Consider the following 24,037-nt stretch of genomic DNA (forward strand, 5'->3'; position numbering starts at 1 on the left):
TGAACCAAACGAATCCGATTGAACGGGAATTTTCAATGAACATCACTCGACGAAATCTCACCTTGGGCGGCATCAGCCTACTGGCCGGAGCTTCCGCAAGCACCATCAGCCGTGCCGAACTGGGTTCGTTCCTCGGAATCGAGGAGGGCGTCGAGGATTTCCTGCTCGCCACCGATGCCTACATCTTTGGCTATCCGCTGGTGACCATGGAGATGACGCGGCGCGTCATCACCAACGTCGCGTCTCCGGTTGGAACGCGCGGGCCGATGGGCCAGATCATCAAGCTGCGGCAATATCCCGATGCATCGTTTCGCGACGTTACCGCGCCGAATGCCGACACGCTCTATACGACATCTTACTTCGATGTCGGCAAGGAGCCGTGGGTGCTCAGCATTCCCGACATGAAGGGTCGTTATTTCTTGCTGCCGATGCTGGATGGCTGGACCAGTGTCTTCCAGGTCCCAGGCAAGCGCACCACCGGGACTGGCGCGCAGACCTACGCAATCACCGGCCCTGGCTGGAAGGGCTCGCTGCCCTCGGGAGTCAAGGAATACAAGTCGCCCACCGCCATCGTTTGGCTGCTTGGGCGCATCTACTGCACCGGCACGCCGCAAGATTACGCCGAGGTGCACAAGCTGCAGGATGAGTTCAAGCTGGTGCCGTTGAGCGCATACGGCAAGCCCTACACACCACCTCCGGGGACCGTCGATCCATCGATTGACATGAAGACGGCGGTGCGCGAGCAGGTCAACCGCATGGATGCGGTGGCGTACTTCACGCTGTTGTGCAAGCTGATGAAGGACAATCCGGCGTCGGCGGCTGATGCGCCGCAGCTGGCGAAATTCGCCAAAATTGGTATCGTTCCCGGCGAGGATTTCGACACCAGTAAGCTCAAGGCGGATTTCGTCAAGCGGGTGCCCGAAGTCGCCTTCGACCGGATCATGCTGCAGTTCAAAATCAACAAGGCTATTACGGACGAGAACGGCTGGGCGTTCACAACCAAGACCGGCATCTACGGAACCGATTACCTTATGCGCGCGCTCGTCACCGCGATCGGGCTTGGCGCCAATCGGCCAGAAGACGCGGTCTATCCGACCTCGCAAAAGGATGCTGAGGGCCGCAAATACAACGGCGCCAACAAATACGTGATGCGTTTCGCCAGGGGCCAGTTGCCCCCGGCGGAGGGATTTTGGTCCCTCACGATGTATGACTCCGGCTATTTCTTCGTCAACAACCCGCTCAACCGTTATTCGATCAGCGCGCGCGAGAAGCTCAAGTCGAACCCGGACGGTTCGGTTGACCTCTACATCCAGAAGGACACACCCGGCAAAGACAAGGAATCCAACTGGCTGCCGTCGCCTCCCGGCGATTTCATCCTGATGCTGCGTCTGTATTGGCCGCGCGAGAAGAACCCCTCGATCATCAATGGATCGTGGAAGATTCCGCCAGTAGCGAAAGTTGCAGTCTAAACCATAAACCAGCGCCGGCTTTCGACACCGGCGTCGGACCGCGCAAACACAATCATCCCTAAAGAGGAGTCAGCACTATGTTGACTAAACGCGATCTGCTTTGCTCTGCTGCGATGACTGCGCTCGTCGCTACAACGGCAAAGTCCACGTCAGCAATTGCGCAGAACAAAGCCGATTGGCCCAGGCTGTTAGAGGCCAAGGATATCGCCGAGCAAGGCTTCATCTATGGCCTGCCAATCGTCATGAACTACGCCATCATGTACGAGTACGCGATAGATCGAAATTCGGGGCAATTCAAGGCGCCGTTCAACCAGATCAAGAACGAGCCCAACGTTTACAGCTACAAGGATACGGCCATTGTCACCCCCAACAGCGACACGCCCTACTCCTTCGTGTGGCTCGATTTGCGGGCGGAGCCGCTGGTGCTCTCGGTGCCGGCGAACGATCCGAAGCGCTACTACTCGATCATGCTATGCGACGGCAATACGTATAATTATGGCTATGTCGGCACCCGAGCCACAGGGAGTGAGGCCGGCGACTACATGGTGGTCGGGCCCGACTGGAAGGGGGACACCCCGGCCGGCATCAAGCAAGTGTTCCGTTCGAGCACACAATTTTCCCTCGCGGGCTATCGCACCCAGCTTTTCGGCCCGGATGATCTCGACAACGTCAAGAAAGTACAGGCCGGCTATAAGGTGCAGCTGCTCTCTGCCTATCTGAAGCAGGCGCCGCCAGCGGCCGCGGTAGCCATCGACTTTCCGAAGATCGACAAGGAACTCGTAAAGAGCAACTTCTTCGAGTTTCTCGACTTTGCGCTGCAGTTCGCACCACCGGAGGCTAAAGAGATCGAGATTCGCGCTCGGCTCGCGCGCATCGGGATTGGTCCAGGCAAGACCTTCAATTTTAAGGACCTGCCACTGGAGCACAAGCTGGAGGTTGGCCTCGGCATGAAGGAGGGCCAGCGGAAGGTCGACGAGGCCGTCGCCAACGCGGGCAAGGCGATCAATGGCTGGCGGGTTAGCGGCCTTCCAGGCAATAGCGCCCACTACAATGGCGACTGGTTGAAGCGTGCCGTCGCCGCTCAGGCCGGCATTTATGGCAATGACCCGGCGGAGGCGACCTATCCGTACACGCGCATCGACAGCGATGGTCGGACGCTCGATGGCAGCAAGGGCAACTACACCCTCACGTTCCCGGCAGGGCAGCAGCCGCCGGTGAATGCCTTCTGGTCGCTCACTATGTACGACGGAAAGTCGCAGCTTCTAATCGAAAACCCGATTAACCGCTATCTGATCAACTCGCCGATGCTGCCGAACATGAAAAAGAATCCGGATGGATCGCTGACGCTTTACATCCAGAATAAGTCGCCGGGCGCGGACAAAGAGGCCAATTGGCTGCCCGCTCCGAATGACACGATCTATCTGGTGATGCGGTTGTACTGGCCGAAGACCGAACCACCTTCGATCCTGCCCCCGGGGGAAGGCACTTGGAAGCCGCCCGGTATCCAAGCGGCGCAATAATTATCCCCGACCCGGCTGCCGGATCCGTCGCCGCGCAGCTCGGACTGCGACAAGGGCTCGAAGCACCGCCATACGCAATTGGGATCGGCAGCCTTACTCTTGCGCGGCTGTCGACGAGAATTGCCCGAATGCAGGGCGGTTCGATAACTGCATTAAATGTTGAGGAGCATGGAAAATGTTGACGAAACGGCATTTACTTCGCTCCACTGCGGCGATCGCCGCGCTTGCCGCCACGACAGCTAAGTACACGTCGGCAGTTGCGAAAGACAAAGCCGATTGGCCCAGCCTATTAGAAGCCAAGGACATTGCCGAAGAAGGCTTCATTTACGGCCTGCCCATCATGATGAACTACGCCACCATGTACGAATTTGCTGTCGACCGGAATTCGGGGCAGTTCAAGGCGCCGTTCAACGAGATCAACAACTTATCCCACGTCGCTACTTATAAAGATACCGCCGTCATCACGCCGAACAGCGACACGCCATACTCGATTTTGTGGGTGGACCTGAGGGCGGAGCCGATCGTGGTTTCGGTCCCCCCGGTAGACCCGAAACGCTACTACGCTGTCCAGCTCATAGACGGTAACACATTCAACTACGGCTATATCGGCAGTCGCGCCACTGGAAGCGAAGCTGGCGATTACATGGTGGTCGGACCGGAGTGGAAGGGAGCAACTCCTGCCGGAGTCAAGAAAGTGTTTCAATCGACGACCCAGTTTTCATTGGTTCTCTTCCGCACCCAGCTTTTCGACGCGGGCGACATCAACAACGTGATGAAGGTGCAAGCTGGCTATAAGGCGCAGCCACTTTCAGGCTATCTGAAGCAGGCGGCTCCGCCCGCTACTCCGGCTGTGACTTTTCCGAAGATCGACAAGGAGCTCGCCAAAACGAACTTTTTTGAGTATCTCGATTTCTGCCTGCAGTTCGCGCCGGCACTCGAGAACGAGAAGGACATCCGCGCAAAGCTCGCACGCATTGGTGTCGGGCCTGGAAAGACCTTCAGCTTCAAAGATCTCCCGCTTGAGCACAAGGCGGAGATTCTCGTGGGCATGAAGCAAGGTGAACAGAAAGTGGACGAGGCCGTCGCGAAGGGTGGCGTATCGCTCAACGGATGGCAGGTCCACTCGTTCTTTGGCGATGCAGCGTTCTTCAATGGCGACTGGCTGAAGCGCGCGGCGGGCGCGAAGGCCGGCATTTACGGCAACGATTCCGTGGAGGCGGTCTATCCGCTTACGCGCATCGACGCCGAGGGCAAGACCCTCGACGGTGCCAAGCACAACTACACGCTCACCTTCCCGCCCGATCAATTGCCGCCGGTTAATGCCTTCTGGTCGGTGACGATGTACGACGGCAAGACCCAACTGTTAATCGAGAATCCGATCAGCCGCTACCTGATCAATTCGCCGATGCTCCCCGCCATGAACAAGAGCGCGGACGGGTCGCTGACGCTCTATATCCAGAGCAAGTCGCCGGGTAAGGACAAGGAATCGAACTGGCTGCCCGCGCCCGACGGCCCGATCTACCTCGTGATGCGGCTCTACTGGCCGAAAACAGAAACGTCTTCCATTCTGCCGATTGGCAAGGGGACATGGCCGCCGCCCGGTATCATTGCGTGATCGTTAGCCCAGGCCCGCCGATGCGGCGACGAACTCAGCAGGAGAATGGAATGGAGCGCAAGATGTACAGGGCCTTGATATTCGCAACGCTAGTATCTGCGACGGCGATTCCCGTTGCCCGCGCCCAGGTCGATCTCAGCACCTATGCCGACGCCAACGGCTTCCTCAATGTACAGAAGCTTACATGCGCTCAGCTGGCCGGGACCTGGCAAGGCGATGCCGACCGCCTGACAGCCTGGTACAGCGGCTGGTACAATGGACTTGCTCGAAAGCACTATATGGATATCGTCAAATCAAAAGAGGCTGAGCACGAGGTCATCGTTTATTGCAAGGCGAACCCTGGTGAATTGATCATTGAGGCGGTCGCCGTGGTGTTCAAGGACATGCGGGCGAGGCTAGGGATCGAAATGAAGCCCTAGCGGTTTCATAATGACCTCGGCAGCCCTGCGCTGGGCGCGGATTGTGCATAGCGTCCTAAGGAGGGCCGATGCAGATGACTTTCGAAGGCGGCGATGGAATAGTCCGGATCGCGATCCGTAGTCGGGAATCGCGTTTCTACGGCATGGATGTCTACCACCACTCGATGATCGTTTCGCCATGCGCACCATAGCTGTCGTCGACGACAATCCGAGTATGCTGCAAGGCCTGACCCGGCTTTTATCAGCCCATGGCTTCCGTGTCCGGACGTTTGCATCGGCGGAGCTGTTTTTGGACGCCCACGCCGAGTGCGAGGTGGATTGCTTGCTGTTGGACATCCAACTTGGCGGAATCTCCGGCATGGATCTACAACGGCAATTGATCGCATCAGGCAGGGATTTGCCCGTCATTATGATGACGGCGATCGACAGTGAGGTCACTCGGCAGGCGGCATTCGACGCGGGCTGCATTGCGTATCTGAAGAAGCCGTTCCTATCAAAACTACTGATCGATGCGGTCGGCAGGATTGCCTGAGGCCGAAATCGAGTCCTTTAACGATTACAGGCACAGGTAGTGTGCAAAATCGAGTAGGATTGGTTTTCGGATCCAATTGTAACTCCCTTTTTACCGGCCGCTTTATCGCATGAAAAATCGTACATTGTTCAGTTCGATCGTTCTGCTCCTGGCCATGACGGGTGCGGCTTTCTCTCAGCCAAAGCGGGTGCTCATCGTCCATTCAATCGGACGCGAATTCTCGCCGTGGGACGACTACGCTCGAAACATTCGAGAGGAGTTGCGGCTTCAGTCGAAGGATCCGATCGATATCTTCGAGGTCTCGCTGTCGACGGCTCGCTTCCCGGACGGGGATGAAGATGCCTTTGTCAGCTATCTGAATGCAATATTTTCCGAGCGAAAACTCGACCTGATCATGACGATCGGCGGTCCTGCGGCACGATTCTTTCAGCAAAACCGTCAGCGAATTTTTCCTACGATCCCCACCTTGTACGCGGCTCTGGCGCAGCAGATGTCTTCCAATGCACCGGCGAACGATGCAATGGTTTCGGTATCTGTCGATGTATCAAGCACTCTCGACCAGATACTGAATTTGGTTCCGGAGACGACCAAAGTCTTCATCGTAATGGGAAGTTCTCCGATCGAAAGGCTGTGGCTGCAGGAGATGCGCAAGCGTTTTCAGCCGCTGACAACCAAGATGGAGATCACTTATTCCAATGAACTATCGCTGGAAGAGATCCTCGAGCAGGTGGCTACGCTGCCACCGCGGAGCTTCATCGTCTACGGGCAGATGCTTGTGGACGCAGCCGGCGTCGTGCACGAGGGCAAGCGAGCCATAGATCGTATCCGCGCGGTCGCAAATGCACCTATCTTTTCGGAACAGGACGCGTTCTTCGGACGAGGAATCGTGGGCGGTCGGATGACGAACATATCCGACGTCAGCCGCCAGACCGCCGCCGTTGCCGTGCGCATTCTGAGGGGAGAGGCGCCGGGCAGCATCAAGACGCCTGCGATTCCAGCTGCATCGCCCAGATACGACTGGAGGGAGCTGAAGCGTTGGAACATCAGCGAAAGCCAATTGCCGCCAGGCAGCGAAGTTGTTTTTCGGGTGCCCAGCCTCTGGGAGCAGTATCGGCCGCAATTCACGGCTGTTATGGCCGCCATCTTGCTGCAGGGCGGCATCATTGCATTGCTGCTCGTCGAGCGACGGCGACGTCTTGTTGCACAAGCGGAGGCGACAAGTCGCCGCCAGGAAGTCGTTCGCCTGAATCGGGTCACCACCGCAAACGTTCTGTCGTCCTCGATCGCACATGAGCTGTATCAGCCGCTCGGAGCTATCTTGAGCAACACAGAGGCCGCGCAGATGTTGCTCAAGGCGCATCCACTGGATATGGCTCAGCTCGGCGAAATCCTATCCGACATCGTCAGGGATGAGCAACGCGCGAGCGAGATCATTAGCGGCCTTCGAAACTTGCTCAACAACAGAACAGAAGCCGATCTTCGGACGATCGATTTGAATGACACTGTGCGCGACGTCGTCAAAATCGTATCTCCTGAAGTGACTAGGCGGGGGGTGATTTTACGTACCATTCTTGCGCCTGAGCCTCTGCGGGTGCGGTGCGACTCGATTCATCTTCAGCAAGTCATCATCAACCTCGTGATGAATGGCGTGGATGCCATGGAAGAGGTGCCCAGCCCGCATAATCTGACGATCCGGACAAAGCTGGCTGATACCGATCGGATCGAGGTCCGGATATCCGACACCGGGCCCGGCATTCCCGACCCGAAACTGGTAAGCATTTTTAATGCGTTTGTAACAACGAAACCGCACGGGACGGGATTGGGACTGCCGATCGCACGAACGATACTAGAAAGCTACCGGGGCGAGCTGTGGGCAGAGAACCGCACTCGGGGCGCGGTGTTCTCTTTCAGGCTTCCGCTGGCAACCGCCTAGGCTTGCGAGCCACCGCCGGGCTTGCCAAAGAGCTGGCGATGCGGGTCGGGGGCGGAAGTCGTCTCGCCAAGCGCGCCCTCTACGTGCTGTGATGCCCACCCGGTTCCTCCCTGAACGCGGAGTCCTAAGCGCAAGTTCATGTCGCTCGTCCCAAAATGCGGTCCGGGGAATGAGTAAGATGCGGTGCATCATGCCGCATTTCCCGAGCCCTTTCGATGCCGTGGACCTTGTTGATGACTGGATCGACGCCTGTCCGCAGCATCGATTGGGTAACCTGACCTTTATGATACTAATGCACGCATCGACTGCTCCAACGGCGTTAGCTTCAAAGGCCGAACGGAGCTTCGACGGTACTGGCAGCCCAGACTGCTGAGGTGGGACTGTTCCGCAGCGCGTCGTGGAAGCTGCTGTTCACAGCTGTCGACTTCGTTCAAGGCCTTGATAACGTGAGGAGCGCGCGCCTTCGTCGTCATTGAAGTCGAAAAAGAACCTTGGCATGAGCCTCAAACGCCGAGTGCCGTTCGCCGTTCCTAGCTCTTCTTGGCTCCCGGAAAAATGCCGAGGACCTCGCCATCTGCATCGCGAACGGTGACAGTTCGCCCAGTCATCTCAGCCAGCCGCTTCGCAAGCGCGCACGCCTCATCCGCATTTTCTAGATCCAGAGCGACCACCGACAGCTTTGTTGCGTCAGCTCCAATGACGGCGATATCGAAAGGTTTGTTATAGGCCATGGCGCAACTCCTGCTGTTGGCGGGTAGCGCGATCCTTGGTACAGCAACCGTGATTTAAGGATTAGACACTTTGTGCACAAGTGAACACGGAACATGGTGCGCCACGATTTCGCGGTAAGCAGGCGAACGGACTGTCTCAGATCGCCTGCCTCACCATCCGTAGAAGTTCTTGGCGATGGCCAGGGTCTCAAGTTCGCTCGTCTCCAAGGCTATCTTTTGCACCAGCATCACGTCTCCTTCGACGAGCTCGCCAACCGGGACAAAGCACCATCCCGTTCCCAATCGGCCGGATGCATCGACCTCGCGGATGTTGGCTGACGTTCTCTGATAGATGCGATAGCGCATGCCGGTTTCGCACCCGACGACGTCGAAATAGCCCTTGGCGTCGAACTGGGCACGCTGCTGCGCAGTCAGCCAGCCGCGGAGCAGGCACAAGCCCTTTGTCCGCCTCTCCTCCTGATAGCTTCTGTAGAAAGCCCCACACGCCCGCCGCCGAAAGATCCTGAGGTAATGAGAACCAGCCACGACAATCACTCGTTTGCTTGAAAGGCCGCATCAACGCAATTCCAGTGAAAGATGCCGAGATGCCCGCGCGTGTTCCTAATGCTTGATGCACGCCGATTGCTGCCTTAGGATACGCCGCCCTGCCTCGATCACATTTTGTGAACGATGCCCGCCGAAGAGCGCTCGCTTACGGCGCGGAATGCGGCCGGAGCGAGCCATCGCCTTCAAGGGGCATTCGCAAAATGAACTTGGTTTCTGCCTCAGACGAATCCAACTCGATCGAGCCACCGTGGGCTTTGGCGATTTCGGCCGCGATATAAAGGCCAAGCCCAAGTCCCTGCGACGGCCCGTGCGCCTCTCCCCGGTAGAACGGCTGAAACAGGCGCTTGCGAGCCTCCTCCGGAATAGCCGCGCCTCCATTGGCCACCGAGAGCTCGAACATCTCTGCTTTGGCGGTAGCTTCGACCCGCACGGGCCGGTCCGGCGCGCCGTGGCTGATTGCGTTGCCGAGCAGGTTGGAGAACAACTGGGCGATGCGGGCCGGATCGCAGAAAACCGGCCTCTCGACTTCGAAATTGGTCTCGATGCGGCGCTCCGGATGGGCCGCGACCAACTCGGCCACAACCTGGTCCAGCACGGGTTCGACGGCGGTAATGGCCTTAGAGAGCGAGATACCCCCTCCAAGGCGGCCGCGCGCCAGGTCCATGACGCTCTCGATCATCTTGGCCATTCGGCCCACGCTGCTCTGCATCATGGCCTCGAGCCGCAGCGCGTCTTCCGGCGTCTTGGCCTTGAGCATCAGCCGTGCACCGGCCGCGATCGATGCAAGGGGATTGCGCAGGTCGTGACCGAGGACGGCGATGAACTGCTCGCGCAGCTCCGCGTTCTCGCGCTCCTGTCGCAGACGCTCCTCCAGAGCGGTCCTGAGCTCGTCGCTCTCCTTGCGGGCGTCGATGAGCCCGCGCTCATAGCGCCGCCGATCCGTGGCGCGCATGATCGTCAGGCGCGTGAGTAGGAGCGCGTCGGCATCGGATCGTCGCTCGCGGGCATTCGCGATCGCCGGCAGCCGCGTTCCGTTTTTAGTCAGGAGATCGAGAGCGAACTCGTCGAAGAAACCCTGCATCCGGAGCAGCGGCGCCACATGGGTCTCCAGGAATATGCGACCGGCCATGTTGAGCAGGTCGCTGAGCCGCATCCCGGACAGGTCATCGGGCAGGTAGCCCATCCAATCCGCCAGGGTCCGATTAGCACGATCGATGCGGCCGTCCGGGCGAACGGAGAGGTACCCGCACGGCGCGTTCTGGTAGAGGTCTTCGAAATCGCTGTCAGCAGGGTGATTGTTGTTCACTCAGACGAAGTCCCGGATTGCGGCGATGACTTCGTCCGGGGCACTCAAATTGGGACAATGGCCGGTTGCCTTCAAAACCACCATTTTGCTGTTAGGGATGTTGCGCTGGACGTACGCACCCACCTGTTGCCCGGCGATGATGTCTTCGCTGCACTGGAGGATCAGCGTGCGAGCGTTGACCTTGGCCAGGTCCGCGCGGTTGTCGGACAGGAATGTGACCCGGGCGAACTCCTTGGCGATCGCCGGATCTGTTCGACAGAAGCTGTTGGTCAGCTCCTCGCCAAGTTCGGGACGATCGGGATTGCCCATGATGGCGGGCGCCATCTGCACCGACCAGCCCATGTGGTTCTCCTCCAGAAAAGAAAGAAGCTCTTCGATCTGCTGAGCGCTGAAGCCCCCGAAATAGTCGCCATCGTCGATGTAGCGCGCCGAAGGCCCCACCAGCACCAGGCTTTCGAAGAGTGTCGGATCCTTGATCGCGGCAAGCAGTCCGATCATCGCACTGACGGAATGCCCCACGAACACGGCATCCTTCAGGCGCAGCGAGCGCCCGATCTCGACGACGTCATCGGCATAGCCGGACAATTTGGAATACTTCTGGCGATCGTAAGCGGTGAGGTCCGAGCGGCCCGCTCCGACATGGTCGAACAGCACCGTGCTGAAATCGGCCTCGAAGGCCGGCGCCACGAACCGCCACATGTTCTGGTCGCACCCGAACCCATGAGCGAACATCATCGCACGATCGCCGCGGCCGCGGACTTGCACGTTGTTGCGGACCTCGATCGTCATTTGTTACCCCCGAGCGTGTGACAGTTCTTGTGGTCTGGACGAGCGTAGGGTGAACTGGACCCCTATGCATCCCTTTTCGAGCGCCGGGCAGCTATGACGTTCAGATCAGGAGACCCGACAAAGCCTCGACCAACTGCGCCGGCGCGAAGGGCTTGGGCAGGATGACGCTACGCGGCACGCCGTTTGAGGCCCAGCGATGGGCGCTGTCCCCGGAGACGTAGAGGATCCCGCAGCTTGGATCGCGCTCCCGTACGAGACGGGCGAGCGCCCAACCATCCATTCTGGCGGGACCCAGATTGATGTCGGTGACAAGTGCTCGCGGCAGAGAGCTCTCGCTGAGCAGACCGGCCGCCGCTTCGCCTGAGGCGGCGCTGAGCACGCCGTAGCCTGCCTCGACCAAGGTCTCCTCCAGCATCTCGCGGAGGAGATCTTCATCCTCAACCAGAAGAATGGTTGATCTTTCTGCGGCGTTTTGGGAGTTGCTCAGGTGCATCCTCTCGCATCTCCTATCAAAATGACTCCCGCGGTCCTGATGACGCACGTCACCCGGCCCAACGTAGAACAGGACGAAGCGTTCATTTTTTCTTGCTGCGTCGCCCTCGCAAGGAACCAGGAGAAATGTTGGCGCAGACTTCGCCGATGTGCCAGCAGCAGTCAATTGCCCATCGTTGGGCCAGAGATGCACCTTAATAGGGGACAAACTTCGAAGGCGCTTCCAGTCAGGCCGCGTCCGGTCCCGGAATTATCGCTCGGTGCGAAAGTGGGGTCACAAGCGGTCCCGGACCGCTTGCTCGCGGCAGGTCAGCTATGGGCAACAACTGACACTGGAGGACCGCCAACTGAGGCGGCCTTAATTCATCTTGCGGCGAAGCTTGCGTTGCAGTTCGCGCTGTTCCTCGATGTCCTCTTGGACCATCTGGCGCAAATCATCCTCGCGCTTAGTGCCGGAGGGCGGGGTCTCCCGAGGTGGTTCTTTGTCAGCCATGGTGGCATCCTAAAACACTGGCCGCCGGCCGCCGTGAGGCAGCCTTAATCTTCCCAAATGCGCTCGGCCGCACTTGTCGCATTGTCAAAGGTTGACGGTGCGACCAGTCCCGACGTCCAGCATCGAATATCGCAGCCGAAGGGGGTAGCGCAAGCCGGGCAATGCGTAGGCTGGGGGCGGGGCTGGCGAGACTGTTCGGACATGCAGATTGTATGCGCCCGAACAGCAAAATAGGCCACTAACGAATTCAAACTAGGCCACTGAGGTCGGGAGCAGGCCGGGGCTGCCGAATCCGGCCATTCCGCAGGCACTAACGAATTGACCCTGGGGCGTTCGGGATGGCTATCGCAAACCCATTGGTGCCACCAGCGGGAGCATGCCACCTTGGGTCCTCCAGACTACCCGCCTATGTTCACTTCATTTTCCGAGAGCCGACGGTGATGAAATAAATCGGTTTCCCGGCTTCATCCGTCACCTCTATGCTCCATTCCTGCCCCGGCCGGAACTTGCCATCGATGTCTTTGAACAGAGCGCCTGCATAGCTTGTGGCCTCCCGCCAAGCCGCTGCGTCATCTGCTAATTCCTCGCCCTGGTCGTCAGCGCTAGGGGCTACGTTATGGACGTGAAAAAAGTATTTTGGCATTCTCGGGAATGCCGCCGAGGCGCTTGCTGTTCCTATCGTGCAATTGACGCTAGAAGAATACCTAGAACGGGCAGACCGATACCGGATCGCGCTGGAAACGGTGAAGGACGTCTTCGCCCGCCATCTCCTCGAGGTGATGGAACAGAGCTACCGGACACTGGCCGAGAGCGAGCTGCACTGGTGACCCGAATGGCCCGTTCGAGGCCTGTCCGCTAATGAGCTCGAATGCGCGCTGATATCCATGATGGCCCGGAGCACAACACGCTCCAATCAGAGGCCGGATACATTGATGCAAGACCGCATCTGCCAGGTTGACGAAAACTCTTGCAACGCGCGGCCGGACCATACATCGGGTCACAAGCGGTCCTCGACCGGCTGCGCGCCCCAGGTCAGCAATGGGCTACATGCGGTCCTAACCGGCCGCGCGGCAGGCTCGGCCGTCGCGTATCGAACTTCGCGCTTCTCGATCTATCCGGAACCTTGATCCGTTGATTTCTAACGAGGCGTCAGGTGGAGATAGGTCGGATCGAACCCTGCTAGTTCCTTCAAGCGTTCCAGGTCGAGCGAGTTGAAGCCGGACTTGTCCGTTTCCACGGGTCAGAAGCCGCCCGTTACGCCAAAGGTGACCGCTTCGCTTTGCCTCGGTCAGTACGCGTCTGGGCCGTCACAGAATGAAGGTAAGTCGGGTGACGCGACCTTGCCGGGCCGCCTTTTCGACCATCCTGAGTTGTATAGCGTGATGCAGCAGACCAACGGTGCCTGCTAATACTCTGAAGCTAGTCGGCGTTAGAGCCTTGGCCTAGAAGCGTCCCCATGCAGCGATCGAGAGCGTCCAAAGGGAATGGTTTCTGTAGAAGTGGCCGACCGTTGAATTGCTCTGGTACGCCATCGACGCCATAGCCGCTGGCGAAGACGAAGGGAATGCCGCGGAGCTGCAACGCCTCTGCGATAGCTTCCGAGCTATCCCGGCCAAGCTGCAGGTCGAGAATAGCAGCGTCGCATTCAGCGCTCATGGCCATGGCTAACCCAGAGCCGAGGTCGCTGGCCTCCCCAGCAACCTCGTGACCAAGCTCCATCAGCATATCCGCAATCATCATGCGGATAAGCGTTTCGTCTTCGATCAGAAGTACTGCAGCCATGCTTCTCCTTACGCCGGCAGGCTTGTGAAACGGGAGTCTTTTTCCCGGGCCCTTCGTTCGCGAGCTCGCCCACGTTCCTTCTCTCTCGAAAAACACGGGCGAAACTAAGCCCCCTTTACACTGGGTACAGCGCAGCCTCGCGACGAGGTTAATGAGCTGTTTTGTGCAAAAGTGAACTTAAGCGCGTGAAGGAATTGACGCTCCTCGCATTTTACAGCCAGGGCTGAACAATTGAGCCCAGCCGGAGTCAATTAGAACGAGGAGGGATGCGATCCGATGGATGAAAGGAAAAAGCTCGAGCATCAGATAGCACTGGCTACTCGGACAGCCGCATACACCTCAGACGAGAACACCGCCAGGAGGCTGCGGCAGTTTGCTGATCAGCTGGGGCGCAAGCTTTCTCCCTCTTCTTCGCGGCGCGCTCAAATCACGGCACGCGCCTATCAGCTTTGGGAACGGGCCGGACGTCCCTCGGGGCGAGATTTGGATTTCTGGACCCAGGCGGAGCGGGAGTTCAGCCCCGGCGATACTGCGGGCCAAGATTAGGGGACTGGCTCCGCGCGATCTCCTCGCAAAAAATTATCCAGCGCCAGTTGTGTGCACTATCAGACCGTCAGCAAAAACGGACCATCGATCTTCATTGAGCGCACTGAAACCGACCAGTGCTGCTCACCCATGAAGAATTTGCAGCAATGCTAGGCTTGGACGAGCAAGGCAAGCCGGTCTTTCAACGCTCCATCCTGATCACCAGCAACCCTTTGCCGCCAGGATGACCACGGGCCGATTCTCACACTCCATGCGGAGTGGCAATTTTGACCGAGGCGAAATCCGTGCTCGACGTGACGCGCGAGGTGAAGGGCGCCCAAGGAGCCCCCTAATCGCCGCCTCGAGACCGAGTGTCCGAGGCGGCGTAGTGGGCCTCAGTATTTGAACTGCGGCATAGCCTTCAATTGGTCCTTGGTCGCGTTGTAGACGACGTGGTCCGGATACCAATTTTCGTTGGCTGCACGCACGGGCCGGTTGGAGCGGTTCACTTCTCCAGTCGCGGCACCGGCATTGTTGACGCCAACCGTCGGTTTGTCGGCAGGCGGCGTGGTCGTCGACGTGCGAACGGGCTCGTTGACCCACTTCAGCTTGTCATAGGGCACAGCAACATAATGCTCGCCCATACCGAGGAATCCACCAACACCCAGGATGACGTTCGCAGTCTTGCCCGACTTGTCGAGAATGACCTCGTTGATGTCGCCGATCTTCTCGTTGGCTTCGTTGTAGACGTTGACGCCGACGAGCTTGGAAGCCCGCCATTCGCCTTCCTTGTGCGACGAGGCGGCACTATCAGCGGCGGTCTTGGTCGAGGCAGTTTGCGCCGATGCCGAGCACGTGAACAACGCCGTGGTGAGCAACGCGGCGACGAGATACTTAGACATGCGTCTTCTCCGTTTGCAAATAGTGGGGCGTACTTAGCGCAGCAGCATAATGAGAATGATCAGCGGGATCGGGATTCCGACGAGCCAAAGCAGAATCGGCATGACATCTCTCCTTTCGTTTTCGATGGGTTAGCGGTTGGTTGCAGGCGCATACGCCTTCTTGCCCCAAGTGCCGTCGCGAAGCCCGCCGCCTTCAGTGGCAGCCAGCGATGCGCAGAAGGCGCCGATAAACAGGGAAAGCGTTAGCCAGATCGCAATCTGCATGGCGGCCTTCCTTGCCGCGTCGAGATCAGTTTTCACCTGAGTGACGACGTCGTTGACGCGCTTCTCGGCGTCCGCCTGGCTTAATCCGGTTCGCGCAGACACGACCTTAGCAACGTAGGTGCGGTCGGCGGGACTGACATCGTTGTCTTTGTGGAAGCTGTTGGTGAACAGGCGGACCATCTCACCACGCGAGTCGCCAGTCTGCTGGCCCTGGGAGGACGGGTTATCCGAGCGCAGGAGCGTGTCGACGTAGCCGCTCATCGGCGAATTCTGTGCAGCGTTCGCGGCGCCCTGCGTCGCGCCAGCAAGCGTTCCGCCTAGCAACGTGGTTGCCGGAGCAGCCAGCAACACAGCGCCGAGAACCGAGGCGGCCGCCCAAGCTAAAAAGCCATGCGCCGTATCCCGGAAGTGCACCTCGGTGGTCTGCACGCCGACCCACTTCGTGCGGAGACGGCCGGCAAGATAACCACCTACGGCGGACGAGATCATCGCCATGACGATGAAATATAGACCAGTTCCGATCTTGAAAGTCGTCGCGGACACACCCGAATTGCCCCAGGGCGACACCACAGAGAAACCCATGCCTGCGCCAAAGGATAGAAGCACGAGCGTAAGGGCGAGAGACGCAACGGCCCCGGCCAGGACGGCAGCCCAGGAAACCCCGGCCACCGACGGTTCAACCACCCCGACCTGTGCGTCTTCTCGAAAAGCTTGTGCCATTTGTTTCTCCCAGCAGCTGTTACCCTGCTTAGAAGATGCCCAAATGGAACAAAGGTTCCATGCATTCATGCGCCCACAACGACTTTTTGAGTCTTAGAGGAGGCCCACCCGGAGCTTTAACGATTGCTATCCGGCGACGGGGACTTGGCAGCCGAGAACACTTGAGAACACGCCGAGCCGTATCGGTTGCGTCCCTCGGTACGTCGGTGATCTTGGTCGAGACCTCATGCGCGCCCTGCGTCGCCTGCTGCGCGCTCGGGAGAATTCCTGCGTAGCGGCACCTTGCTCTCTACGGCCGCGGTAATGGCGGACGAGATTTCCAAAGCCGCTCGCTCGTGCCGCTCATCTACGGGATCGCGGCGACCGACTCATCTATCGCTCCGCTTTGACCTCCGATGCCACGACGGCAAAGCCGTTTCCGGCACCGCCTAGATGTGCCGGCTCTTTCCGCCCCCTGGATCGTCATCTGAGCAGTTAAAGCTAAGGTCCGCTGTGGGTCACAAGCGGTCCTCCGCCGGCTACGCGCGGCAGGTCAGCTACGGGCCAAAGCGGAAACCATAGCGGCTTGAATGAACAGCCAAGGCACATCGGCACGCCACCTGCTATCGCATCCGGCAGTCCATTTGTGGTAGAATGTAGATCGCCAGACGCTGCCTTGGGGGCTGCCAAAACACGAGGCAGTCGATGTATATTAGACGAAGGACCTCGCATCCTGCGCTCCGCAGCCTCGTTCGCTCGTTCGAGGAACGTCGCGCAACCTTGGGTCCCGAAGGGCTGACGTGGCCGCTAACGGCACGCCCCCACCAGATCATTGATATATATCTCGGCGATCCATTTCGTGTTCGAATTGACGGAAATGCCTTGCAGACGGCCCCCGAAATGGTCGTGGTAGGTCCGCAAGGGGCGCGCCGAATTCATCTCCACATGTCAGGCGAAGTACACGTCTTCAACATTCTGCTACAGCCGGCTGCGCTCAACAGCCTTGTCGGCGTCGACATGACGTCTTTGGTCAATGACGGCGTTTCGGCTCGCGATGTTATCGGCAAGCGCGCCGAACTGCTGAACGACGCCGTGCGCTCGGCTCCGGACTTTGCCTCGCGTATAGCGGCCGCAGAACGCTGGTTTGCAATGATGCTAGATGACGGTTTGGCACAGGATGGGATCGGTTTTACGTCCCGCCTGCTGCTGGCATCACGGGGGCGAATCCGCATCGACCAGCTTGTGGAGCGATCAGGCTTGAGCCCACGTCATTTTCAGCGCCGCTTTGCGTCACAAGTAGGCCTTTCTCCAAAACTCTATGCGCGGACCATCAGATTTGATGCAGCTTTGACGGCTCACCGCAACGAACCGATGAAGTCCTGGACGCAAATTGCGCATGAAGCGGGTTACTTCGATCAGGCGCATTTCATCCGTGAGTGCCACGCATTAGTCGGCGTTGGACCAAGTCAATTTATAGGTGATTGGGATAATATTCTTTCCCCAGATGGCTGAAATATACAAGCATGTCAGCCCGCGCGGCGGCTATTTGGTATCGAGAAACCGAGCCGTCGGCGCTGGCGGCTGAGTTAACCGGTCCATTCAATGGAGCTTACGGATGGTGTTTCCAGCACAGCAGTCCTTTCTGGCACTTTTCGCAGCTACTTTCACGTTGATCTGTACGATCCCTAGCAGTGCGACCGCTGAGGAAAAACATGCCATCTCCAACGATATCGTTGTGACGCTGCTTGGCACAGGTGGCCCCGAACCGACCGCCTTGCGTTTCGGACCGGCCACACTCGTTCAAGTCGGCGGGAAAAATCTATTGTTCGACGCTGGTCGGGGAGTGACGGCACGACTTTATCAATTGGGTGTATCGTCGGGTAAAGGCATCGATGCCGTTTTTCTGACCCACTATCATTCAGACCATGTCGCCGGCCTGCCCGACCTGTGGATGACGGGGTACATGTTCGGGCCGTTTGGATCGCGTGCCCAACCTATGAGGTTGTGGGGCCCATCGGACAGCTCAACCTCGCCCAGCGGTGTGGCAAAGATTGCTAAAGGCTTCGAGGTGGCATTTTCGGATGACATGAGCATCCGTCAAGCTGACGAACACATCTCAGCGGCTGCCATGCAGATTGAAGTCCACGAGTTCCAAGCGGACGGCGTGGTGTTTGACGAGGCCGGCGTTAAGGTCACGGCGTTTGCGGTTAATCACGGCGACCTGATCAAACCATCGGTGGGCTATCGCATCGACTATGCCACCCGATCTGTAACGATTTCAGGTGACACCAAACTTGACGAAAACCTTATTAAGCACGCAACGGGAACCGATCTGTTGATCCACGAAGTGTTTGCGCTTTCGGCACAATTGGCAAAGTTGCCGCAATTGAAGCCCGTCGCAGATCATCATACCTCCCCTGAGGAAGCTGGCATCGTATTTTCGCGCACAAAGCCCAAGCTCGCCGTCTATTCGCACGTCATCCTGCTTGAAACGAAGGTGACCGAGCTTGTGGCCAGAACACAGAGCACTTACGCGGGTCCATTAGAGGTCGGAGAAGACCTCTTACGCCTAACAGTGGGAGAACGCGTGGTTGCAACGAAATGGAGTTCAGAACTTCGAAGGTATCCGGATTAGTTCACTTCCGCTTCGGGTCAAAAGCGTCGGTCTAGCACTCCACTGCAAACTTCCGGTCTACCCTTCTGAGCCGACATGTAGCGGCACCGCCCCAATGGTAGCGATGGGCCATAAGCGGGCCTGCCAAACCATCGGCCCTTTGCTCAAGCTTCAGCGCAGAAGGACCGTCGAAGTTCTCCATTCAGGGGAGCTGATCTGCTCGCTTTAGCAATTGACTCCGCCCGGCTCATTGCCGCTCCGGCCCGTGCAAACCGCAGAAGTGCACGTTCTTTTTTCAAAGAGGTGCGAAGCGCGCGGGCATGGTCGAGCAATCTGCGACTTTCCTCCCGCGTAACCTGGCACGGGGTAAATAGCGGATCGTCTATAAGGGCATTTGGATGCGATCTCGACGGTTTCTGCATGCAAACAGATTAGCGTCCACACAGCGGCCCCTTGCTTTGGCTCGCGCTTAGAGCAGCGCGGCGGACTTGCCCGGCGATGAGCCGCCCGGCTGGACAGCGCAAAAGCCCGGTTCGATGGGGTCTCTCCGGGCCTCTGGCTCCGCTTCGTCGCGCGCCGGTTCGGGATCGAAAACCGCCGCCGACGAGACGCCGGCAACGAATACAACCTCAGCCCGAGTCGGGCGGCGAAATTGAGGCGCACACCCCGCCGCATACGCACGGCGGTCCGCGACAGCGGTGGAGCGTCACGATGAAAAGATAAGCAATGCCACCAGCACGACGTTGAAAGCGCCCAATGCGATCACGCCGAGGTCAAACAAACGGGTCAAGCTGATCATGGTGTCCCCCGATACACGCTTACCGGGTGGTATGATGCGCCTCCTACGACCGGGCGTCTATGCAGTTCGTGCCATCCCATGGAGAGACTCGCTGGGCTGGAGTCAGCTACGGGTCACAACCGGCCTTCGACCGGCGGCGCGCGCAAGTCAGCTAAGGGCCACAACCAACATACTTGAATTGCGTAGGTCAGCTGAAAAGACACTCTCACGTGTCGACGAGCATTATCAGTTTTTTGGGAGTAATCGCCTCATGCTTTCCCGTCTAAGCTCGCTTTCAAAATGATCAGCCCAACCTCACTCAGGCGCATGCGGACGGTTGTGGATTCGGCCGTCGCGACGGCCGTCTGTGGCTCGTCCTCGACCAGTTCGTTCGCAAGGAGTTTCCAGAGCACGCGCGGCGAGACGCCATTGCGCTCGCTCTTCCAAGCGCTGCCGTTCGGCCCATAAGTGCGAAACACTTTCTGGTCATTGGTCGCGATCATCGCGCGACGAACCGCAGGCGTAAGGTTTAATCTCTGGTGCTCTGGCGCTCTCATCAGGCACCAAGAGAGAAGATACCAAGTTGGCTCTGTTGATCTAAATCAAAACGACCGCTTAGGGTCAAAAGCGTCGGTCTAGCACTCCACTGCAAACTTCCGGTCTACCCTTCTGAGCCGACATGTAGCGGCACCGCCCCTACGGTAGCGATGGGCCAACAGCCGACATTCAGAAATAACCCGGGCCCGCAAGCAGAGCGCGAATGCACCCCCTTAAGGTGGCGTAGGGATCAAGCCGTGACGTTTCATGATCTCGCCCATCCGAGCAGGATCAGGAGGCGCAGGGCCGCCGATGGCTGCCGCCATTTCGCGGAAGAATTCGGGCCCGAGAACCCCCGGTGTGAGAACGCAAAGCATTTTCGCAATCGCCTGTGTCTCGTTGACGAATCCGTGGACAACACCTCGCGGGATGAAGAGATCGTCTCCTGGCTTGATCTCGATCCGTTTGCCAGCGACCGTCCAAGTGATGACCCCCTCAAGACCATAGATCGTTTCTTCCCAGTCACGGTGATGGTGCGGGACCGGCATACGAGAGTTTGGCGGGATCATCACCTCAAACATATCAAGTGCCCCGCTGGTGTCATACTTGGTGCGCAAAAACCGCAATTGCATCGCGCCTACCTTGATGAGTTCAGCCATGGTCGCGCCTTCCGTCGGCTAGAGACAACATCGCGGGACGGCTGCAGCTCATCCGAACCGAACTATCGGCAGGAGCTTATGACCGGGCCTTGGGGATGTCTATTGAGGGAAAGCGCGATGCTGATCACGGGGGTACCTGGAGCGGAATCGGCGCGAAAAGCTTCCGCAACTTAGGCAGCTCAGGCAGCTCAGGCAGCTCAGGATCAAGCCCGGAAGTCGCCAGTCCATCTTGGGCCTCGTCAACTCGGCCTAGGTTCCAGCTCGCGAGTCCGTGACGCGCTGGTTAACCCCTGGTCCACCTTGCTCGCGGCTGATCCCGATTGTAGGATCAAGTCGTCTGCCAATTCGTGGATCATGGTTGAAAAAAAATGGCAGCGTCGCAGCATTCGAGATTCTGCAAGGGCTGCTGGGAGCAGATGCATCTGCCGGTGCCGCTTCACGGCGTTCTCTCAGCGCCATTTCGTGCGTTCGGCATTCGGCCGAGCCGAATGAACCCCAACACCTGTACCGTCTGCGAGTTGATGTTTACGAAGGTGATGAGAGCCCGAAAGATCACCATCGACGCGACCATTATGTTTGCCGATCTGCGAGGTTACACCAGTCTCTCCCAGTCCCAGTCTCCGGATGCCGTTTCGGGGCTGCTCGACGCATTCTATGATGAAAGTGCAAGCGCCATCTGGCACTATGACGGGCTTCTCAACAAAACCATTGGAGACGCGGTGATGGCCGTCTTCAATTTCCCCCTGAAACGTGATGACCATGCCAGAAATGCCGTGCTTGCGGCCCGCGAGATCCAGAAGAACTGGCGCGCCAAGCGCGAGAGTCTTGTCAAAGCGCACGGCCTGACCGAAAACGAATTGGGGATCGGTATTGGTATCCATTCAGGAGAGCTCAGCTTTGGGGAGTTCGGTCGGTCTCACCGAGACCTGACCGCAATCGGTACCGTCGTAAACACGGCCTCCCGCGCGCAGTCGGTAGCTGAAGCCGACCAGATTCTGGTAACGCAGGCGGTTTATCAGCGCGCCCAGTCAGACTTGACGGGCAGTCATGCAAAGCCATTCCAGCTCAAAGGGTTCGAGACCCCGATAGAGCTTTACGCCGCATAGCAAATTGTCTGCCCCGTCCGCCTTCGGTACACCACGAGCGGGTCTGGCGTCATTCTTGCTGCGGTTGAGTGCGCAGCTCCTTTCATTGCGCGCCACTCTGCGGGAAATCTGGAACGGGCTCCCATTGGGTGAACTATCGCGCCCCGCCGAGCCCAGCACCTATGACCAAGCGGCGAACGAAATCGCCGCTAATCACTCAGGACGAAGTCTGCTCTGGGTCTTGGCCGTGTAAAAACTCCATTCCGGGGAAGCCGGGGAGAAAGCCGGACGGGTTTGGCGTCAGGCCGCGATCGCGGCCATCAACGGCTTGGTCCCAACGATGTTCATAACCCGAGTCAGATTGTAGGCCAGGACCGAGAGGGCCATTTCGGCGGCTACTTTTGGGAGGGTTTTGGTCAGGAAGTGCGTCGCACCCATGCGCGCCTTCATGGTGCCGAACGGATGCTCGACGGTCTCGCGACGTAGTCGCATGGCGAGCGGGTTCGCATCGAGCCGCTGCTGCACGGCGTCGAGCAGATGCTCGTGTTCCCATCGCGTGATCCGTCGCTCGGACCCAGGCGTGCACTGGGATTTGATCGAACAATTCTTGCAGGCGTTGGTCCAGTAGCGCCGCAGCATCTTGTCGGCTTCTTCGTTTGTATAGCGATACGGCAACCGCTCGCCGGCCGGACAACGATAGGCGTCGTCCTCCGGCAAATAGACAAAGTCCTGCTTGCCGAAGCGTCCGTCCGACTTGGCGCCCGAAGTCATCGGCTTGGGCAGGGTTACCGTGATGCCGGCCTCGTGGCAGGCGAGGATTTCCGGGCTGCTGAAGTAGCCGCGGTCGGCAACGGCCTCGAGGGTCTCGGTCTGCAATACAGCCTTTGCCTGCCTGGCCATATTGGCGAGTTGCGCCCGATCGTCACCTCATGGGTAATGATCAGGTGATGATCAGTATCCACAGCGACCTGCACGTTGTAGCCGACGACGCCCGATCCGCGGCCGCTGGTTGCCATCGAGCGGCTGTCGGGATCGGTCAGAGATATCTGCTGGTCGGGCAAAGCCAGCATCTGTTTCTCGCAGACGGCAAGCTTACTCATTTGCTCCTTCAACTTCGCCAGCTTCTCCTTGAGCCGTGTCACCTTCGCGGCCAGCGCTTCGGTCGGCTCCTGCCGGTCGGCGGTGTCAAGCTGGCTCAGGTAGCGGGCGACGCTCTCCTCCAGTTGGGCACGCCGCCGCTCCACCTTTGCCCGGGTGAAGTTCCTGTCCCGGTTGTTCACGGCTTTGAACTTGCTGCCGTCGATGGCAACGCTCGCCGTCGCGAGAAGGCCCATCTCACGACAAAGCTCAACGAAGCGCGCACATACCTTGCGTAGCCCCAAGCCGTTGTCCTTGCGGAAGTCCGCGATCGTCTTGTGATCAGGCACGAGCCGGCCCAGCAACCACATCACCTCGACATTGCGGCCGGCCTCTCGCTCCAACCGCCGGCTCGACTGAACCCGGTTCAGATAACCGTAGATGTAAAGCTTCAGGAGCACCGAAGGATGGTACGACGGCCGTCCGGTCGCCGCTGGATCCACCCCATCGAAGCCCATTTCCGCCAAATCGAGCGCATCGACAAACACGTCGATCACGCGAACCGGGTTGCCTTCGTCAATGAAATCATCGAGGCATTCGGGCAGCAGCGTCGATTGCCCACGATCCGCCTCTTCAATAAAGCGCCCCATCAATTCTCTCCCGAGAATCAGACTCATCGAGAGAATCATAGCAGCGCAATGGCGTTTTCACACAGCCAGGGTCACAAGCGGTCCCGGACCCGTTGCTCGCGGCAGGTCAGCTATGGGCCACACACCGGAATTGGCGATGCCGTGCGGGGGGCCACCAACCTAGTGGCGCTTTAAGGGACATCTTCCTCTGGCCGTGTCCGGTCTCAAAAACGAACTGGACGATGAGGCTCTGCCTCCGTGCTGCGGGCTGATCGGGATTTTGAGTACAAGCACTAGTCCAGCTGCGTCTGCAAACAGGCGAGGCGCCGACCATCGCACCATAATTCCACGGGGTGTTCGTCCACTATCGCAGCGGCCCGTTTCCTTTGTTTCGACCTCGGCCGCGCAGCCTGTCCAGGTCCAAACTCAATGCATTGCCGAGTTCGTCGAGCACGTAACTTGATGGATCATCATGATACTTGGCTCGCCAAACGGCTCGGTGCGTTCGTCACTTAAGCTAACATAGGCTTGGGATTGCCAAAATTTCCCGGAAGTCGTCAGATTCTTGTTGGCAGAAGCGAAGCAACTTGGCATGCTCCTGTAACCGGGCCGGCGCGTTCATCTCTCATCTATTTACACCC

23 protein-coding genes and 1 pseudogene are annotated in these 24,037 nt (G+C 58.6%); 11 read left to right on the forward strand and 13 right to left on the reverse strand.

What is annotated here, in order from left to right; genetic code table 11:
* Window positions 1–35: 35 nt before the first annotated feature.
* The 6 genes from IVB45_RS09905 to IVB45_RS09930 all read left to right on the forward strand — a co-directional run bounded on the left by IVB45_RS09905 (window position 36) and on the right by IVB45_RS09930 (window position 7,488).
* A complete protein-coding gene (locus tag IVB45_RS09905; protein ID WP_247356807.1) occupies window positions 36–1,469 on the forward strand; it encodes a DUF1254 domain-containing protein in 1,434 nt (477 codons plus the stop codon).
* A gap of 77 nt (window positions 1,470–1,546) precedes the next feature.
* The gene (locus IVB45_RS09910; protein WP_247356805.1) at window positions 1,547–2,989 is read left to right on the forward strand and encodes a DUF1254 domain-containing protein; all 1,443 of its coding nucleotides are present in this window, start codon (window positions 1,547–1,549) and stop codon (window positions 2,987–2,989) included.
* A gap of 175 nt (window positions 2,990–3,164) precedes the next feature.
* Complete coding sequence (locus IVB45_RS09915; RefSeq protein WP_247356803.1) at window positions 3,165–4,604, forward strand: DUF1254 domain-containing protein; 1,440 nt, start codon at window positions 3,165–3,167, stop codon at window positions 4,602–4,604.
* 50 nt (window positions 4,605–4,654) lie between these two features.
* Window positions 4,655–5,023: an HdeA/HdeB family chaperone gene (locus IVB45_RS09920; RefSeq protein ID WP_247356801.1), complete on the forward strand. Its 369-nt coding sequence runs from the start codon at window positions 4,655–4,657 to the stop codon at window positions 5,021–5,023.
* Window positions 5,024–5,201: 178 nt separating this feature from the next.
* Window positions 5,202–5,555, forward strand: a complete 354-nt coding sequence (locus tag IVB45_RS09925; protein WP_247288360.1) for a response regulator — start codon at window positions 5,202–5,204, stop codon at window positions 5,553–5,555.
* 109 nt (window positions 5,556–5,664) lie between these two features.
* Window positions 5,665–7,488, forward strand: a complete 1,824-nt coding sequence (locus tag IVB45_RS09930) for a sensor histidine kinase (RefSeq protein WP_247356799.1) — start codon at window positions 5,665–5,667, stop codon at window positions 7,486–7,488.
* A gap of 530 nt (window positions 7,489–8,018) precedes the next feature.
* On the opposite strand, the gene IVB45_RS09935 is transcribed toward IVB45_RS09930, so the two are convergent.
* The 7 genes from IVB45_RS09935 to IVB45_RS09960 form a co-directional block, all read right to left on the reverse strand.
* Window positions 8,019–8,219, reverse strand: coding sequence for a hypothetical protein (locus tag IVB45_RS09935; protein ID WP_247288364.1), 201 nt, complete (start codon window positions 8,217–8,219; stop codon window positions 8,019–8,021).
* Window positions 8,220–8,369: 150 nt separating this feature from the next.
* Complete coding sequence (locus IVB45_RS09940; RefSeq protein ID WP_247288366.1) at window positions 8,370–8,654, reverse strand: hypothetical protein; 285 nt, start codon at window positions 8,652–8,654, stop codon at window positions 8,370–8,372.
* Between the two features lie 256 nt (window positions 8,655–8,910).
* Window positions 8,911–10,071, reverse strand: coding sequence for a PAS domain-containing sensor histidine kinase (locus IVB45_RS09945; protein WP_247360149.1), 1,161 nt, complete (start codon window positions 10,069–10,071; stop codon window positions 8,911–8,913).
* The gene (locus tag IVB45_RS09950; RefSeq protein WP_247360147.1) at window positions 10,072–10,860 is read right to left on the reverse strand and encodes an alpha/beta hydrolase; all 789 of its coding nucleotides are present in this window, start codon (window positions 10,858–10,860) and stop codon (window positions 10,072–10,074) included.
* Window positions 10,861–10,960: 100 nt separating this feature from the next.
* Window positions 10,961–11,518: a response regulator gene (locus IVB45_RS09955; protein WP_346016172.1), complete on the reverse strand. Its 558-nt coding sequence runs from the start codon at window positions 11,516–11,518 to the stop codon at window positions 10,961–10,963.
* A 192-nt stretch (window positions 11,519–11,710) separates the two neighbouring features.
* Entirely contained in the window at window positions 11,711–11,845 is a 135-nt protein-coding gene (locus tag IVB45_RS38900) for a hypothetical protein (protein WP_256464258.1), read from the reverse strand.
* 412 nt (window positions 11,846–12,257) lie between these two features.
* Complete coding sequence (locus tag IVB45_RS09960) at window positions 12,258–12,488, reverse strand: hypothetical protein (protein ID WP_247288370.1); 231 nt, start codon at window positions 12,486–12,488, stop codon at window positions 12,258–12,260.
* A 37-nt stretch (window positions 12,489–12,525) separates the two neighbouring features.
* On the opposite strand from IVB45_RS09960, the gene IVB45_RS09965 reads away from it, so the two are divergent.
* Window positions 12,526–12,672, forward strand: a complete 147-nt coding sequence (locus tag IVB45_RS09965; protein ID WP_247288371.1) for a hypothetical protein — start codon at window positions 12,526–12,528, stop codon at window positions 12,670–12,672.
* 592 nt (window positions 12,673–13,264) lie between these two features.
* Here IVB45_RS09965 and IVB45_RS09970 read toward each other — a convergent pair.
* Entirely contained in the window at window positions 13,265–13,627 is a 363-nt protein-coding gene (locus IVB45_RS09970) for a response regulator (RefSeq protein WP_247360145.1), read from the reverse strand.
* 276 nt (window positions 13,628–13,903) lie between these two features.
* Here IVB45_RS09970 and IVB45_RS09975 point away from each other — a divergent pair, with 276 nt between their 5' ends.
* Window positions 13,904–14,173 (forward strand): DUF2934 domain-containing protein, encoded by a 270-nt coding sequence (locus IVB45_RS09975; RefSeq protein WP_247434935.1) that lies wholly within the window; start codon window positions 13,904–13,906, stop codon window positions 14,171–14,173.
* A 374-nt stretch (window positions 14,174–14,547) separates the two neighbouring features.
* Here the strand turns inward: IVB45_RS09975 and IVB45_RS09980 are convergent, their stop codons facing one another.
* Both IVB45_RS09980 and IVB45_RS09985 read right to left on the reverse strand, forming a co-directional pair.
* Window positions 14,548–15,054, reverse strand: coding sequence for a PRC-barrel domain-containing protein (locus IVB45_RS09980; RefSeq protein WP_247360144.1), 507 nt, complete (start codon window positions 15,052–15,054; stop codon window positions 14,548–14,550).
* Between the two features lie 129 nt (window positions 15,055–15,183).
* Complete coding sequence (locus IVB45_RS09985; RefSeq protein ID WP_247360143.1) at window positions 15,184–16,038, reverse strand: hypothetical protein; 855 nt, start codon at window positions 16,036–16,038, stop codon at window positions 15,184–15,186.
* 861 nt (window positions 16,039–16,899) lie between these two features.
* Here IVB45_RS09985 and IVB45_RS09990 point away from each other — a divergent pair.
* Entirely contained in the window at window positions 16,900–17,529 is a 630-nt protein-coding gene (locus tag IVB45_RS09990) for a helix-turn-helix transcriptional regulator (RefSeq protein WP_247360141.1), read from the forward strand.
* 103 nt (window positions 17,530–17,632) lie between these two features.
* Window positions 17,633–18,652 (forward strand): MBL fold metallo-hydrolase, encoded by a 1,020-nt coding sequence (locus IVB45_RS09995; protein ID WP_247360139.1) that lies wholly within the window; start codon window positions 17,633–17,635, stop codon window positions 18,650–18,652.
* A gap of 1,026 nt (window positions 18,653–19,678) precedes the next feature.
* Here the strand turns inward: IVB45_RS09995 and IVB45_RS10000 are convergent.
* Both IVB45_RS10000 and IVB45_RS10005 read right to left on the reverse strand, forming a co-directional pair.
* Window positions 19,679–19,912: a hypothetical protein gene (locus tag IVB45_RS10000; RefSeq protein WP_247360138.1), complete on the reverse strand. Its 234-nt coding sequence runs from the start codon at window positions 19,910–19,912 to the stop codon at window positions 19,679–19,681.
* Window positions 19,913–20,179: 267 nt separating this feature from the next.
* The gene (locus tag IVB45_RS10005; RefSeq protein ID WP_247360135.1) at window positions 20,180–20,605 is read right to left on the reverse strand and encodes a cupin domain-containing protein; all 426 of its coding nucleotides are present in this window, start codon (window positions 20,603–20,605) and stop codon (window positions 20,180–20,182) included.
* A gap of 368 nt (window positions 20,606–20,973) precedes the next feature.
* Here IVB45_RS10005 and IVB45_RS10010 point away from each other — a divergent pair, with 368 nt between their 5' ends.
* A complete protein-coding gene (locus IVB45_RS10010) occupies window positions 20,974–21,711 on the forward strand; it encodes an adenylate/guanylate cyclase domain-containing protein (protein ID WP_247360134.1) in 738 nt (245 codons plus the stop codon).
* A gap of 279 nt (window positions 21,712–21,990) precedes the next feature.
* On the opposite strand, the pseudogene IVB45_RS10015 reads toward IVB45_RS10010, so the two are convergent.
* Window positions 21,991–23,417: pseudogene (locus tag IVB45_RS10015) on the reverse strand (IS1182 family transposase).
* Window positions 23,418–24,037: the final 620 nt, after the last annotated feature.

The sequence above is a fragment of the Bradyrhizobium sp. 4 genome, from assembly GCF_023100905.1.
In the GTDB taxonomy this organism is placed as follows: domain Bacteria; phylum Pseudomonadota; class Alphaproteobacteria; order Rhizobiales; family Xanthobacteraceae; genus Bradyrhizobium.

Bases quoted from the DNA above. Each gene is read 5' to 3' on its own strand.
- IVB45_RS09905 (WP_247356807.1), top strand. From the start codon at position 36: ATGAACATCACTCGACGAAATCTCACCTTGGGCGGCATCAGCCTACTG.
- IVB45_RS09910 (WP_247356805.1), top strand. From the start codon at position 1,547: ATGTTGACTAAACGCGATCTGCTTTGCTCTGCTGCGATGACTGCGCTC.
- IVB45_RS09915 (WP_247356803.1), top strand. From the start codon at position 3,165: ATGTTGACGAAACGGCATTTACTTCGCTCCACTGCGGCGATCGCCGCG.
- IVB45_RS09920 (WP_247356801.1), top strand. From the start codon at position 4,655: ATGGAGCGCAAGATGTACAGGGCCTTGATATTCGCAACGCTAGTATCT.
- IVB45_RS09925 (WP_247288360.1), top strand. From the start codon at position 5,202: ATGCGCACCATAGCTGTCGTCGACGACAATCCGAGTATGCTGCAAGGC.
- IVB45_RS09930 (WP_247356799.1), top strand. From the start codon at position 5,665: ATGAAAAATCGTACATTGTTCAGTTCGATCGTTCTGCTCCTGGCCATG.
- IVB45_RS09935 (WP_247288364.1), bottom strand. From the start codon at position 8,219: ATGGCCTATAACAAACCTTTCGATATCGCCGTCATTGGAGCTGACGCA.
- IVB45_RS09950 (WP_247360147.1), bottom strand. From the start codon at position 10,860: ATGACGATCGAGGTCCGCAACAACGTGCAAGTCCGCGGCCGCGGCGAT.
- IVB45_RS38900 (WP_256464258.1), bottom strand. From the start codon at position 11,845: ATGGCTGACAAAGAACCACCTCGGGAGACCCCGCCCTCCGGCACTAAG.
- IVB45_RS09960 (WP_247288370.1), bottom strand. From the start codon at position 12,488: ATGCCAAAATACTTTTTTCACGTCCATAACGTAGCCCCTAGCGCTGAC.
- IVB45_RS09970 (WP_247360145.1), bottom strand. From the start codon at position 13,627: ATGGCTGCAGTACTTCTGATCGAAGACGAAACGCTTATCCGCATGATG.
- IVB45_RS09975 (WP_247434935.1), top strand. From the start codon at position 13,904: ATGGATGAAAGGAAAAAGCTCGAGCATCAGATAGCACTGGCTACTCGG.
- IVB45_RS09980 (WP_247360144.1), bottom strand. From the start codon at position 15,054: ATGTCTAAGTATCTCGTCGCCGCGTTGCTCACCACGGCGTTGTTCACG.
- IVB45_RS09985 (WP_247360143.1), bottom strand. From the start codon at position 16,038: ATGGCACAAGCTTTTCGAGAAGACGCACAGGTCGGGGTGGTTGAACCG.
- IVB45_RS09995 (WP_247360139.1), top strand. From the start codon at position 17,633: ATGGTGTTTCCAGCACAGCAGTCCTTTCTGGCACTTTTCGCAGCTACT.
- IVB45_RS10000 (WP_247360138.1), bottom strand. From the start codon at position 19,912: ATGATCGCGACCAATGACCAGAAAGTGTTTCGCACTTATGGGCCGAAC.
- IVB45_RS10005 (WP_247360135.1), bottom strand. From the start codon at position 20,605: ATGGCTGAACTCATCAAGGTAGGCGCGATGCAATTGCGGTTTTTGCGC.
- IVB45_RS10010 (WP_247360134.1), top strand. From the start codon at position 20,974: ATGGCAGCGTCGCAGCATTCGAGATTCTGCAAGGGCTGCTGGGAGCAG.